The sequence below is a fragment of the Micromonospora sp. DT44 genome (genome assembly GCF_049841635.1).
GTDB lineage: Bacteria > Actinomycetota > Actinomycetes > Mycobacteriales > Micromonosporaceae > Micromonospora.
On the sequence record NZ_JBNCKS010000058.1, the window covers coordinates 1 to 12783 of the forward strand.

Below are 12783 nucleotides of genomic sequence, written 5' to 3' on the forward strand. Positions count from 1 at the left end.
CCATCCCACGCCGCTTCGCGACGCGGGATGCTGCCGCGTGTCTACGCACGGTTCGATTTTCGAGTTAGGGGAGGGGGGTTATGGGGTGCCAGGGGAGGGGGGAGGAGAGGACCATGGTGCTCGATGGTTGGCCGTAGGGGGCCAGGCGGTCGATGACCGTTTCGAAGTCCCCGATCGAGCCGGCGGCCACCTTGAGCATGCTGCACGCGTCACCGGTGATCCGGTGGATCTCCAGGATCTCCGGCCAGTTGGACACCTCGGGGTCGTGCAGGATGCACCGCGACCCGTAACAGGACATCCGGATCAGGGCGACCACCGTGCGGCCGGCCCGGGTCAGGTCGACGTGGGCGTGGTAGCCGGTAATCACTCCGGTCTCTTCGAGCCGGCGGACCCGCTCGGCGACCGCCGGTGGGGACAGGTGCACCCGGCGGGACAGCTCGCTGAAGGAGAGCCGGGCGTCGGCCTGCAACTCGCGCAGCAGCGCCCAGTCCATGTCGTCCACGCTCGCACCTTACTTTCGTGAACCGGATTCGCCTAGCTGCCTTCCGTTCGCCAGGTCAGGACGGCAAGTGCCGTTGATCTGGCATTCCGTACGCCGATCCCACCGCGAGATCATGACGTCGGTAGTTCGGGGAAGGGAGACGACTGGTGGAATCGACGGAGCGGCGGGCCTCGAACCGCGTCGCCACGGTGCGACCGGTGACCCCGCGACAACGGGCGGCCCGAGCCGCACGCAACGGCGGTGAGCCGACTCTCGAGTTCGCCGACCTGGTGCCGTACGACGCGTACGTGCGTGCCAGCGCGCTGCACCAGTTGCAGCAACCTCTCAGCGACGACCCCGGCGAGATGTCGTTCCTCATGGTCAGCCAGATCATGGAGCTGTACTTCGGGCTGACCTGCCACGAACTGCGCGAGACCCAGCGCCTGCTGCGCGCCGACCGGATCTGGGACGCGCTGGCCCCGCTGCGCCGGGCCACCCTGCACCTGGAGGGGTTGAACGCCGCCTGGCAGGGCCTGCGCTGGATGACCCCGGCCGACTTCAACCGGTTCCGTAACCTGCTCGGCGAGGGCAGCGGCTTCCAGTCCGCCATGTACCGGCACCTCGAGTTCCTGCTCGGGCTGCGCGACCCGGCGCTGATCCGTCCGTTCCGTCGGCAGGCCGAGGTGCACGCCGCCCTCAGCGCGGCGATGGCCGCCCCGAGTCTCTGGGACGACGTCGTCGCGCTGTTGGCCCGGCGCGGCTTCGACATCCCGGCCGACCTGCTGACCCGGGACGTGGCGGTCGAACACGAACCGCAGCCGCAGGTCGAGGCTGCCTGGGTGCGGATCTACGCCGACAACGGCCCCGACAACCACCTGCGGCTGCTCGGCGAGGCGCTCAGCGGTGTCGCCGAGGAGTTCGGCGACTGGCGCTGGAACCACGTCAAGGCGGTGCAGCGGACGATGGGCGCGAAGGTCGGCAGCGGCGGTTCCGCCGGCCTGGCGTGGCTGCAACGGAGCATGGCCCGGGTGGTCTTCTCGGAGCTGTGGTCGGCCCGCACCGCGATGTGACCGGAGAGCGAGACATGCACACCCCAGCACAAGAAGCGCACCGCCTCGACGAGGCCGACCCGGGTCACCGGCACCTCTTCCACGTGCCGCCCGCCGACGGCGGCGACCACCCCGAATCGGCGTACCTCGCCGGCAACTCGCTCGGTCTGCAGCCCCGGGCCACGCGCGACGAGCTCCTCGCCGACCTGGACGCCTGGGGGCGGCTCGGCGTCGAGGGGCACCTGGAGGCCGAGCGCGCCTGGTTGCCGTACCACGAGCTGTTGACCGGCCCGGCCGCGCGACTGGTCGGCGCCCGGCCCGCGGAGGCCGTGGTGATGAACTCGCTCACCGTCAACCTGCACCTGCTGATGGTCAGCTTCTACCGCCCGGCCGGCGCGCGTACCCGCATCGTCATCGAGGACAGCGCCTTCCCCTCGGACAGTTACGCGGTGCGCAGCCAGGCGAGGTTCCACGGCCTGGACCCGGACGACACGGTGGTCCGGCTGCGCCCCCGCCCCGGCGAGGACGCGCTGCGCACCGAGGACGTCACCGACTACCTGGCCGCCGAGGGCGACCGGGTGGCGCTGGTACTCCTCGGCGGCGTCAACTACCTGACCGGTGAGCTGCTGGACATCCCGGCGATCACGGCCGCCGGCCGCGCGGCCGGCGGCCGTGATCGGCTGGGATCTCGCCCACGCGGTCGGCAACGTGCCCCTCGCGCTGCACGACTGGGACGTCGACTTCGCGGCCTGGTGCTCCTACAAGTACCTGAACTCCGGTCCCGGGGCGTTGGCCGGTGTCTTCGTGCACGAGCGCCACCTCGGCGATGAGGACCTGCCGCGCTTCGAGGGCTGGTGGAGCACCGCGGCGGCCACCCGGTTCGAGATGACGCCGGTGTCCCGTCCACCGTCCACCGTGGAGGCATGGCAGATCTCCAATCCGCCGATCTTCGCGATGGGTCCGGTGCGTACCTCGTTGGAGCTGTTCGACGCGGTCGGCATGCCGGCGCTGCGCGCCCGCAGCCTGCGCCTCACCGGCTGGCTGGAGTCGCTGCTCGACGAGGTCACCGCCGACCGGCCGCTGCGGGTGGTCACCCCGCGCGATCCGGCCCGCCGGGGCTGTCAGCTCTCGGTCCGCGTCGGCGCCGGCAACGCCGCCGAGCTGACCAAACGCCTACGGTACGAACACGGCGTCATCGCCGACGCCCGGGAGCCGGACGTGGTCCGCACCGCCCCGGTGCCGCTCTACTCGACGTACCTCGACTGTTGGCGGGCCGCCAGCGCACTGGCCGCGACCGTGGGGCAGGTGAACCCATGACGGCCCGGCGTGACGAGGTTGCGATCATCGGCGCCGGCCTGGCCGGCTGCCTGGCCGCCTGCTTCCTGGCCGGCGGGGCTACCCGGTGGCCCTGTACGAGCGGCGGCCGGACCCGCGCACCGGAACGGCCGAGCGCGGGCGTTCGATCAACCTGGCGCTCTCCGAGCGCGGGCTGGACGCGTTGCGGCGGATCGGCCTGGCCGAACAGGTGATGACCGACGCGCTGCCGATGCGCGGCCGGATGATTCACCCGGTCGAGGGCGAGCCGCAGTTCCAGTCGTACAGCGCGGCCGGCGACCGGGCGATCAACTCGATCAGCCGGGGTGCGCTGAACAACGCCCTGCTGGATGCCGCGACCGCGCTGCCCGGGGTACGGGTCGTCTTCGACCACCGTCTCGTCGGGCTCGACCCGACCGACGGCTCGTTGAGCTTCGACACCCCGCAGGGCCCGGTCGCCGCCAAGGCGTCCGTGGTGCTGGGCGCGGACGGCGCGGGCTCCGCCGTACGCGGGCAGCTCATGGCGCACGGGCTGCTGAGCGAGAGCGTGGACTTCCTCGACTACGGCTACAAGGAGCTGACGATCCCGCCGCTGGGCGGGGACTTCGCCCTCGATCCGGACGCCCTGCACATCTGGCCGCGCGGCACGTCGATGATGATCGCGCTGCCGAACCCGGACCGCTCGTTCACCTGCACGCTGTTCTGGCCCAACCAGGGTGCCGGCAGCTTCGCCGCCCTGGACAATCCGGCCGCGATCCGGGCGCACTTCGCCGAGCGGTACCCGGACGTGGTTCCCCTGGCCCCGGCCCTGGTGGACGACTACCAGCACAACCCGGTGGGTGTGCTGGGCACGGTCCGCAGCACGCCCTGGCAGGTCAACGGCACCGTCGGTCTGATCGGCGACGCCGCGCACGCCATCGTGCCGTTCTACGGCCAGGGCGCGAACTGCGCCTTCGAGGACGTCGTCGAGCTGGACCGCTGTCTCGACGAGTGCGCCGACGAGTGGTCGGCGGCGCTGCCGCTGTTCCAGCGCCGCCGCCAGGAGAACGCCGAGGCCATCGCGCAGATGGCGCTCACCAACTTCGTCGAGATGCGGGACAAGGTCGCGTCACCGGTCTTCCAGACCCGACGTCGGGTGGAGCACGCCCTGGAACGGGCCCTGCCCGGCCGGTACGTTTCGCAGTACGAGCTGGTGTCCTTCTCCACCACCCCGTACGCCGAGGTGCGCCGCCGGGTGCGCCGGCAGCACCGGGTGCTCGGCGCGGTCGCCGGCGGGGCGGCGCTGCCGCTGGCCGGCGCGATCACGGCGATGCTCAACCGAGGGAGGCGCGCGTGAACCACCTCTGGGACCCGGCGCTGATGACCGGCCGCGCGCCGGCCGGGCTGTCGCGGCTGCGCAACTTCATGGGCGGCGAGTTCGTCGACGCGGGGTCGACGTTCACCAAGGTCAGCCCGGTGACCGGGGAGCCGGTCTTCGAGGTGGCCGAGGCGTCGCGGTCCACCGTGGACGACGCGGTCGCCGCCGCCCGCGCGGCCCTGCGCGGGCCGTGGGGCCGGATGGGCGAGCGCGAGCGCGCCGAGGTGCTGCGTCGGGTCGCCGACGAGCTGGAACGCCGCTTCGACGACCTGGTCACCGCCGAGGTCGCCGACACCGGCAAGTCCATCTCCCAGGCCCGTACGCTGGACATTCCGCGCGGCGCGGCGAACTTCCGGGCGTTCGCCGAGATCGTGGCGACCGCGCCCACCGAGTCGTTCACCACGGTCACCCCGACCGGTGGCCGGGCCCTCAACTACGCGGTCCGTAAGCCGGTCGGCGTGGTCGCCGTCATCGTGCCGTGGAACCTGCCGCTGCTGCTGCTCACCTGGAAGGTCGCCCCGGCACTGGCCTGCGGCAACGCCGTGGTGGTCAAGCCCAGCGAGGAGACACCCGCATCGGCGACGGTGCTGGCCGAGGTGATGGCTGCGGCCGGCGTACCCGAGGGTGTGTTCAACCTCGTGCACGGCTTCGGTCCGGACTCGGCGGGGGAGTTCCTGACCCGCCACCCGGGCGTGGACGCGATCACCTTCACCGGCGAGTCGGCCACCGGCGGCGCGATCATGCGGGCCGCCGCCGACGGGGTGAAGGCGGTCAGCTTCGAGCTGGGTGGCAAGAACGCCGGCCTGGTCTTCGCCGACGCCGACCTGGACGCGGCGGTCGCCGGGTCGGTGCGGTCCAGCTTCACCAACGGCGGTCAGGTGTGCCTCTGCACCGAGCGCATCTACGTGCAGCGGCCGGTCTTCGAGGAGTTCACCGCCCGGCTGGCGAAGCGGGCCGGCGAGTTGGCGTACGGCTGGCCGACCGACGAGGCCACGGCCACCATGCCGCTCATCTCCCCGCAGCACCGGGCCAAGGTGCTCGGGGCGTACGACCTGGCCCGGTCCGAGGGCGCCGAGGTGCTGACCGGCGGCGGTACGCCTACCTTCGGCGACGCCCGGGACGGCGGCTCGTACGTGCAGCCCACGGTGCTCGCCGGCCTCGGCGCGGACGCCCGCACCAACCGGGAGGAGATCTTCGGCCCGGTGGTGCACGTCGCGCCGTTCGACACCGAGGACGAGGCGTACGCCCTGGCCAACGGCACCGACTACGGCCTGGCGGCGACGGTGTGGACCCGGGACGTCGGTGTGGCGCACCGGGCCGGGGCGCGGCTGGACGCCGGCATCGTCTGGGTCAACACCTGGTTCCTGCGGGACCTGCGAACCCCGTTCGGCGGGGTGAAGGCGTCCGGCATCGGTCGGGAGGGCGGCGTGCACTCGCTGGACTTCTACTCCGAACTCACAAACGTCTGCGTGGACCTGTCGTGACCGGGGGAGTGAACGTGGAAGCCGACATCAAGGCCGCCAACCGGGAACTGGCCGAGGCCCGTAGCAGCGGCAAGCCGTGCCCGCCGCTGCGCGGCCGGTTGCTGCCGGAGGGGGACGTCGAGTCCGCGTACCGCGTGCAGCAGTTGCAGACGCGGGCCTGGCAGGGCCGGGGCGAGCGCCGCGTCGGCGCGAAGATCGGGCTGACGTCCCGGGCGGTGCAGGAGACCTTCGGGGTGTTCCAGCCGGACTTCGGGATGCTGACCGACGAGATGGCCGTCGGCGACGGGGTCGAGGTGCCCATCGACCGGCTGCTCCAGCCGCGGGTCGAGGCGGAGATCGCGTTCGTGCTCGGCGGCGACCTCACCGAGGAGCGGATCACCACGGTCGACCTGATCCGCGCGGTCGACCACGTGCTGCCCGCCATCGAGATCGTTGACTCACGGGTCGCCGGCTGGGACATCTCCATCGTGGACACGATCGCCGACAACGCCTCCAGTGGGCTGTTCGTGCTGGGCACCACGCCCCGGCGGCTCGCCGACGTCGACCTGCGTCTGTGCGGGATGGTGCTGGAGCACGCCGGTGAGCCGGTCTCGGTGGGTGCGGGCGCGGCCTGCCTGGGGAACCCGCTGCACGCCCTGCAGTGGCTGGCCACCACCCTCGCCCGGGCCGGTGACCCGCTACGGGCCGGGGACGTGGTGCTCTCCGGGGCGCTCGGCCCGATGGTCCCGGTCATCCCCGGGGCCGCGTACGAGGCCCGGATCTCCGGGCTCGGCTCGGTGCGCACCTGCTTCAGCGGGGAGGTGTCCGCATGACCACCGGTGTGGCGGTGCTCGGGTCGGGAAACATCGGGACCGACCTGATGATCAAAGTTCTTCGGCTGAGTGGCAGTCTGCGGATGGTGGCGATGGCCGGCATCGACCCGGCCTCCGACGGTCTGGCCCGTGCTCGCCGGCTCGGCGTCGCCACCACCGCCGACGGCGTGGACGGCCTCGTCGCGATGCCCGAGTTCGCCGACGTCGAACTGGTCTTCGACGCCACCTCGGCCGGCGCGCACCGCCGCCACGACGAGGTGCTGCGCGCGCACGGTCGCACGGTGGTAGACCTGACCCCGGCCGCGATCGGCCCTTACGTGGTGCCGCCGGTGAACCTCGACGAGCACCTGCACGAGCCGAACGTCAACATGGTGACCTGTGGCGGCCAGGCGACCGTGCCGATCGTCGCCGCCGTCGGTCGGGTCACCCCGGTGGCGTACGGCGAGATCGTCGCGTCGATCGCCTCGAAGTCCGCCGGGCCGGGCACCCGGGCCAACATCGACGAGTTCACCGAGACCACGGCGCGAGCCATCGAGGTGGTCGGCGGGGCCGAGCGGGGCAAGGCCATCATCGTGCTGAACCCGGCGGACCCGCCGCTGCTCATGCGGGACACCGTCTACTGCCTCTGCCCGGACGCGGACGCCGACCGCGCCGCCATCGCCGCCTCGATCAGCGACATGGTGGCGACGGTCCAGGAGTACGTCCCCGGCTACCGGCTCAAGCAGGACGTGCAGTTCGACCGGGTGCAGGCGTACCTGCCATCGCTCGAACGCCAGCTCACCGCCCTGCAGGTGTCGGTCTTCCTGGAGGTCTCCGGCGCGGGTCACTACCTCCCGACGTACGCCGGGAACCTGGACATCATGACGTCGGCCGCGCTGCGGACCGCCGAGCGGCTGGTGGCCCTGCGCGCGACGGGAGCGGTGGCATGACCGACCTGTACATCCAGGACGTGACCCTGCGCGACGGTATGCACGCCATCGCCCACCGCTACACCGTCGAGCAGGTGCGGACGATCGCCGCCGCGCTGGACGCTGCCGGCGTGGCCGCCATCGAGGTGGCGCACGGCGACGGGCTGGCCGGGTCCAGCGTCAACTACGGCCACGGCGCGGCCAGCGACGCCGAGTGGATCTCCGCGGCCGCCGAGGTGCTGACCACGGCGAAGCTGACCACGCTGCTGCTGCCCGGCATCGGCACCATCGCCGACCTGAGGGCCGCGAAGGCGCTCGGGGTGACGAGCGTCCGGATCGCCACCCACTGCACGGAGGCGGACATCTCCGCCCAGCACATCTCCTGGGCCCGGGAGAACGGCCTGGACGTGGCCGGGTTCCTGATGATGTCGCACATGAACGATCCGGCCGGGTTGGCCGGGCAGGCCAAGCTCATGGAGTCGTACGGGGCGCACTGCGTCTACGTCACCGACTCCGGCGGCCGGCTGCTGATGTCCGACGTGGCGCAGCGGGTCGACGCGTACCGGCAGGTCCTCGACCCGGAGACGCAGATCGGCATCCACGCGCACCACAACCTGTCCCTCGGTGTGGCCAACAGCGTGCTCGCCGTCGAGCACGGCCGGGTCCTCGGCGACGGTCCGGTCGGGTCGCCGGCGGGGCGGACCGTCCGCGTCGACGCCTCCCTCGCCGGGATGGGCGCGGGCGCTGGCAACGCGCCGCTGGAGGTCTTCGTGGCGGTCGCCGAACTGCACGGCTGGAAGCACGGCTGCGACGTGTTCGCGCTGATGGACGCCGCCGACGACATCGTCCGCCCATTGCAGGACCGGCCCGTCCAGGTGGACCGGGAGACGCTCTCCCTCGGGTACGCCGGGGTCTACTCCAGCTTCCTGCGGCACGCCGAGCGGGCCTCGGCGAAGTACGGCGTGGACGTGCGCTCGATCCTGGTCGAGTTGGGCCGGCGTCGGATGGTCGGCGGCCAGGAGGACATGATCGTCGACGTGGCACTCGACCTGGCCGGCAAGGAGCAACAGTCATGATTGGACCGGACATCGCCGGGATCGCCGAGAAGTTGGGCGCGGCGGCCGACACCGCCACCGCGATCCCGCAGCTCGCCGCCGAGACCGGCCTCGACGTGGACGCCGCGTACGCCGTGCAGGCCGCGCTGGCGCAGCGCCGGATCGACGCCGGCGAGCGGCTGGTCGGGCTGAAGATGGGGCTCACCAGCAAGGCGAAGATGGCCCAGGTCGGCGTGGACGAGGTGATCTGGGGACGGCTCACCGACGCGATGCGGGTACCCGACGGCGGCGCGGTCGACCCGGCCGCGTACATCCATCCCCGGGTCGAGCCGGAGGTGGCGTTCCTGCTGGACCGGCTGCCCGAGCCGGGCGAGCCGGTCGGCGACTTCGCCACGGCGGTGCGCGCGGTCGCCCCCGCCATCGAGCTGATCGACTCCCGGTACGCGGACTTCCGCTTCTCGTTGCCGGACGTCATCGCGGACAACACCTCGGCCGCCGCGTTCGTGATCGGCCCGTGGTCCCCGGTGCCGGCGGGCCTGGACAACCTGGGCGTGCTGCTGGAGGTCGACGGCCGGGTGGCCCAGGTCGGCTCGACGGCGGCGATCCTCGGCGATCCGCGCCGCGCGCTCGACGAGGGCATCCGACTGGCGGGCCGGCACGGGGTGCGACTGGAGTCGGGCTGGGTGTTCCTGGCCGGCGCGGCCACCGCCGCCGTACCGCTGCGCCCGGGCGCGCACGTCCGCGCGGTCGTCGAGAAGCTCGGCACGGCGTCTCTGCGGGCGTCGTCGTGAGCGGCGTCGTCGTCGCGGGGAAGGCTGTGCCGCGAGGGGCGTTTCCGCACGTCAAGGTGGCGGGTGGGTTCGTCTTCGTCTCCGGTACGTCGTCGCGACGGCCGGACAACAGCTTCGCCGGTGTCGAGGTGGACGAGTTCGGCACCACGAGCCTCGACATCCGGGTGCAGACCCGGGCGGTCATCGAGAACATCGGCGACCTGCTGCGGTCGGTCGGCGCGGACCTCACCGACCTCGTCCAGGTGACGTCGTACGTGGTCAACATGAACGACTTCGGTGGCTACAACGAGGTCTGGGCGGAGTTCTTCGACGCGTCCGGCCCGACCCGTACGACGGTGGCGGTGCACCAGTTGCCGCACCCGCACCTGCTCATCGAGATCCAGGCCGTGGCCCTTCTTCCCTCGGGAGGTCAGTCGTGAGTGAGATCGCCGAGCCGTTCAGCTTTCCGGGCTGGATCGCGGAGAACCAGCACCTGCTGAAGCCTCCGGTGGGCAACAAGGAGATGTTCCCCGGCGGGGACGACTTCATCGTGATGGTGGTGGGCGGGCCCAACCAGCGCACCGACTTCCACGTAGACCCGTACGAGGAGTTCTTCTACCAGGTCAAGGGCAACATGCACATCAACCTGATGACCCCGGACGGGCCGCGTACGGTGCACGTGCGCGAGGGGCAGATGTGGATGCTGCCGCGCAACACCCCGCACTCGCCGCAGCGGCCGGAGGCCGGCTCGATCGGTGTGGTCGTGGAGCGGGTCCGCGAGGAGGGCACGCTGGAGACGTTCCAGTGGTACTGCCCGGAGTGCGGCCACAAGGTGCACGAGGTGGAGTTGCAGGTCCGCGACATCGCGGCCGACCTGCCGCCGGTGTTCCAGGCGTTCTACGCGGACGAGTCGGCGCGTACCTGCGCGAACTGCGGCACCCTGCACCCGGGCAAGGGCTGATGCCCGCTGGTGTGGTCGACGTGCACACGCACGTCGTACCGAAGGGGTGGCCGGACCTCGGCGCGGCGTGCGGCGGGTCCGGCTGGCCGTGGTTGCGGGTGGACTCCGAACGCGCGGCCATGATCATGGTGGGGGAGACGGAGTTCCGCCCGATCGGCGCCGAGTGCTGGGACGCGTCGCGCCGACTCGCCGACATGGACGCCGATGGTGTCGCCGTGCAGGTGGTGTCGCCGACGCCGGTCTTCTTCAGCTACGACCGCCCGGCCGACCAGGCGGTGAAGGTCGCCCGGATCTTCAACGACCTGACCCTGGAGGTCACCGCGGCCGGTGGCGACCGGCTGGTGCCGTTCTGTCAGGTGCCCCTTCAGGACCCGGACGCCGCCTGCGCCGAGCTGGACCGCAGCCTCGCGGCCGGGCACGTGGGCGTGGAGATCGGCAACCACGTGGGCGACCGGGACCTGGACGACGCCGGCGTGGTGACGTTCCTGCAGCACTGCGCCGAGGTGGGCGCCCCGGTCTTCGTCCACCCCTGGGACATGCCGGGCAGCCCTCGGCTGGACCGCTGGATGGCCCGCTGGCTCACCGGGATGCCCGCCGAGACGCACCTGTCGGTGCTCGCGATGATCCTGGGCGGTGTCTTCGACCGGGTGCCTGAGGCGCTGCGGATCTGCTTCGCGCACGGCGGGGGCAGCTTCCCGTTCTGGCTCGGCCGCGCCGACAACGCCTGGCACCGCCGTGGCGACCTGGTCCGGGGAGCGTCCGCCGCCCCGCCGAGCAGCTACGTCGACCGGTTCAGCGTCGACTCGGTGGTCTTCGCGCCGCCGGCTCTGCGGCTGCTGGTCGACACGCTGGGGGAGGACCGGGTGCTGGTCGGCAGCGACTACCCGTACCCGCTGGGGGAGCGGCCCGTCGGCGCGGTGGTCGACGCGGCCGACTTCCTCACCGACGCCCAGCGCGACCAGCTCCGTTCCACCAACGCCCTGCGCTTCCTGCACGGCTGAGCGCGGCTCACGCCGTCGGCTCGACACGCCATTCGTCGGTGGGGCGTCCGATGGTCGCCAGCGCGTGTCGGCTGCGCGAAGTGCCGACGGGCGGCAGGATGGCGTAATGGCCGAGCCGCACGACCTGACCGCGCTGGAACAGGCCGCCGCCATCGCCCGCGGCGAGCTGTCCAGCGTCGAGCTGGTCGAGCACTCCCTGCGCCGGGTGGCAGCGCTCGGCGACACCGTGGGCGCGTTCGTCACCGTCACGCCGGACCTCGCCCGGCAGGCCGCGCGCGCCGCCGACGCGCTGCCCATCGAGGCGCGCGGCCCGCTGCATGGCGTGCCGACCGCCATCAAGGACCTCACCCTCACCGCCGGGGTACGCACCACCTTCGGCTCGGCCGCCTTCGCCGACTTCGTCCCGCCGGTCGACGCCGACGTGGTCCGGTTCATCAAGGCCGCCGGCCTCGTCAGCCTCGGTAAGACGACCACCTCGGAGCTGGGCTGCTCGCTCTACTCGGAGGGCCGCGTCGCGCCACCGGCCCGCAATCCGTGGCAGTTGGCGTACACCGCCGGTGGTTCCAGTGGTGGCTCGGCGGCGGCGGTCGCGGCCGGCCTCGTGCCGGTCGCCCAGGGGTCCGACGGCGGCGGCTCGCTGCGCATCCCGGCGTCGCTCTGCGGCCTGGTCGGCTACAAGCCCAGCCGTGGCCTGGTCTCCGGCGGACCGTTCGGCTCCGGCGCGTTCGGACTGCCCACCAGCGGGCCGATCGGGCGGACGGTGGCCGACATCGCCGCGCTGCTCGACGTCATGGCCGTTCCGGTGCCCGGCGAGCCGTACCTGTCGCCGCCCGCGCCGCCCGGCGGATACCTGGCCGCCGCCCGCCGGGCCGAGCCTGGCCGCCTGCGGATCGGCCGGTTCACCACGCCGATGCTCGCCGACGAGCCGGTGCACCCCGACTGCGTCGCGGCCGTCGACTCCGCCGCCGCGCTGCTCGCCGCCGCCGGCCACGAGGTGGTCGAGGTGCCGCCGCCGCTCACGCCGGCGGTGTGGCCGCTGTTCGAGATCATCTGGTACGTCCTGGCGCTCGCCCCGGTTCCGGCGCACCGCGAGCCGGAGCTGCTGCCGCTGACCCGGCTGCTCCGCGCCCGGGGCGCCGAGGTGTCCGCGGGGACGCTGTCCGCGACCCTCGGCGAACTACAGGCGCAGGTACGCCTCGGCGCGGCCCGCACCGCTGACTGCGACCTCCTGCTCTGCCCCACCCTGGCCGCCCCGCAGGCACCCGTCGGCTGGTTCACCGCCGACGGCGATCCAGCGGCCGATTTCGACCGGCAGCGCCGCTTCTCGCCCTACTGCGCCATCTTCAACGTCACCGGCGACCCCTCGGTCTCCCTGCCCCTGGGCACCACGACCACCGACGGGCTGCCCGTCGGGGTGCTGCTCACCGGCCGGTACGGCGACGACGCGCGGCTCATCGCTACCGCTGCGCAACTGGAGCACGCCAGTGACGGGTGGGATCGGCACCCCGCAATCTGGCGGGCCGTCGACTCCGCTAACGTGAATGGCGACGGAGTTGGCCGGTTGCCATCATGATCGTCCATCCGACCCGCT

General features: G+C 72.4%; 11 protein-coding genes and 2 pseudogenes. 12 read left to right on the plus strand and 1 reads right to left on the minus strand.

Translation table 11 applies throughout. The annotated features are described in order from the left end of the window. Positions 1-64 precede the first annotated feature (64 nt). Positions 65-502 carry an Lrp/AsnC family transcriptional regulator gene (locus ACLQ25_RS26745; protein ID WP_425733544.1) on the minus strand — a complete coding sequence of 146 codons (438 nt, stop codon included), beginning with the start codon at positions 500-502 and terminating at the stop codon, positions 65-67. Between the two features lie 146 nt (positions 503-648). Between ACLQ25_RS26745 and ACLQ25_RS26750 the strand changes: the two genes are divergently transcribed. The 12 genes and pseudogenes from ACLQ25_RS26750 (at position 649) to ACLQ25_RS26805 (ending at position 12765) form a co-directional block, all read left to right on the plus strand. Next, positions 649-1551, plus strand: coding sequence for a tryptophan 2,3-dioxygenase (locus ACLQ25_RS26750; RefSeq protein ID WP_425733545.1), 903 nt, complete (start codon positions 649-651; stop codon positions 1549-1551). A gap of 14 nt (positions 1552-1565) precedes the next feature. Continuing rightward, a pseudogene (kynU, locus tag ACLQ25_RS26755) lies at positions 1566-2847 on the plus strand (kynureninase). Beyond that, positions 2844-4180, plus strand: a pseudogene (locus ACLQ25_RS26760) (FAD-dependent oxidoreductase). Before kynU ends, ACLQ25_RS26760 begins: the two co-directional pseudogenes overlap by 4 nt. A 23-nt stretch (positions 4181-4203) precedes the next feature. Then, a complete protein-coding gene (locus tag ACLQ25_RS26765; protein ID WP_425733576.1) occupies positions 4204-5685 on the plus strand; it encodes a 2-hydroxymuconic semialdehyde dehydrogenase in 1482 nt (493 codons plus the stop codon). Between the two features lie 14 nt (positions 5686-5699). Beyond that, a complete protein-coding gene (locus ACLQ25_RS26770) occupies positions 5700-6497 on the plus strand; it encodes a 2-keto-4-pentenoate hydratase (protein WP_425733546.1) in 798 nt (265 codons plus the stop codon). Then, positions 6494-7426, plus strand: a complete 933-nt coding sequence (locus ACLQ25_RS26775; RefSeq protein ID WP_425733547.1) for an acetaldehyde dehydrogenase (acetylating) — start codon at positions 6494-6496, stop codon at positions 7424-7426. Before ACLQ25_RS26770 ends, ACLQ25_RS26775 begins: the two co-directional genes overlap by 4 nt. After that, on the plus strand, positions 7423-8481 hold the full coding sequence (dmpG, locus tag ACLQ25_RS26780) for a 4-hydroxy-2-oxovalerate aldolase (RefSeq protein WP_425733548.1): 1059 nt from the start codon (positions 7423-7425) through the stop codon (positions 8479-8481). Before ACLQ25_RS26775 ends, dmpG begins: the two co-directional genes overlap by 4 nt. Next, positions 8478-9251, plus strand: coding sequence for a 2-keto-4-pentenoate hydratase (locus tag ACLQ25_RS26785; protein WP_425733549.1), 774 nt, complete (start codon positions 8478-8480; stop codon positions 9249-9251). The genes dmpG and ACLQ25_RS26785 overlap by 4 nt, the downstream gene beginning before the upstream one ends. After that, the gene (locus ACLQ25_RS26790; protein ID WP_425733550.1) at positions 9248-9670 is read left to right on the plus strand and encodes a RidA family protein; all 423 of its coding nucleotides are present in this window, start codon (positions 9248-9250) and stop codon (positions 9668-9670) included. The genes ACLQ25_RS26785 and ACLQ25_RS26790 overlap by 4 nt, the downstream gene beginning before the upstream one ends. Further along, positions 9667-10191, plus strand: coding sequence for a 3-hydroxyanthranilate 3,4-dioxygenase (locus ACLQ25_RS26795; protein ID WP_425733551.1), 525 nt, complete (start codon positions 9667-9669; stop codon positions 10189-10191). The genes ACLQ25_RS26790 and ACLQ25_RS26795 overlap by 4 nt, the downstream gene beginning before the upstream one ends. Beyond that, positions 10191-11192 (plus strand): amidohydrolase family protein, encoded by a 1002-nt coding sequence (locus tag ACLQ25_RS26800; RefSeq protein ID WP_425733552.1) that lies wholly within the window; start codon positions 10191-10193, stop codon positions 11190-11192. Before ACLQ25_RS26795 ends, ACLQ25_RS26800 begins: the two co-directional genes overlap by 1 nt. A 106-nt stretch (positions 11193-11298) precedes the next feature. Then, positions 11299-12765 carry an amidase gene (locus ACLQ25_RS26805; RefSeq protein WP_425733553.1) on the plus strand — a complete coding sequence of 489 codons (1467 nt, stop codon included), beginning with the start codon at positions 11299-11301 and terminating at the stop codon, positions 12763-12765. Positions 12766-12783 lie beyond the last annotated feature (18 nt).

Excerpts from the sequence above, each read along its gene's own strand:
- ACLQ25_RS26800 (WP_425733552.1), top strand. The coding sequence starts at position 10,191 with ATGCCCGCTGGTGTGGTCGACGTGCACACGCACGTCGTACCGAAGGGG.
- ACLQ25_RS26805 (WP_425733553.1), top strand. The coding sequence starts at position 11,299 with ATGGCCGAGCCGCACGACCTGACCGCGCTGGAACAGGCCGCCGCCATC.
- ACLQ25_RS26785 (WP_425733549.1), top strand. The coding sequence starts at position 8,478 with ATGATTGGACCGGACATCGCCGGGATCGCCGAGAAGTTGGGCGCGGCG.
- ACLQ25_RS26775 (WP_425733547.1), top strand. The coding sequence starts at position 6,494 with ATGACCACCGGTGTGGCGGTGCTCGGGTCGGGAAACATCGGGACCGAC.
- ACLQ25_RS26765 (WP_425733576.1), top strand. The coding sequence starts at position 4,204 with ATGACCGGCCGCGCGCCGGCCGGGCTGTCGCGGCTGCGCAACTTCATG.
- dmpG (WP_425733548.1), top strand. The coding sequence starts at position 7,423 with ATGACCGACCTGTACATCCAGGACGTGACCCTGCGCGACGGTATGCAC.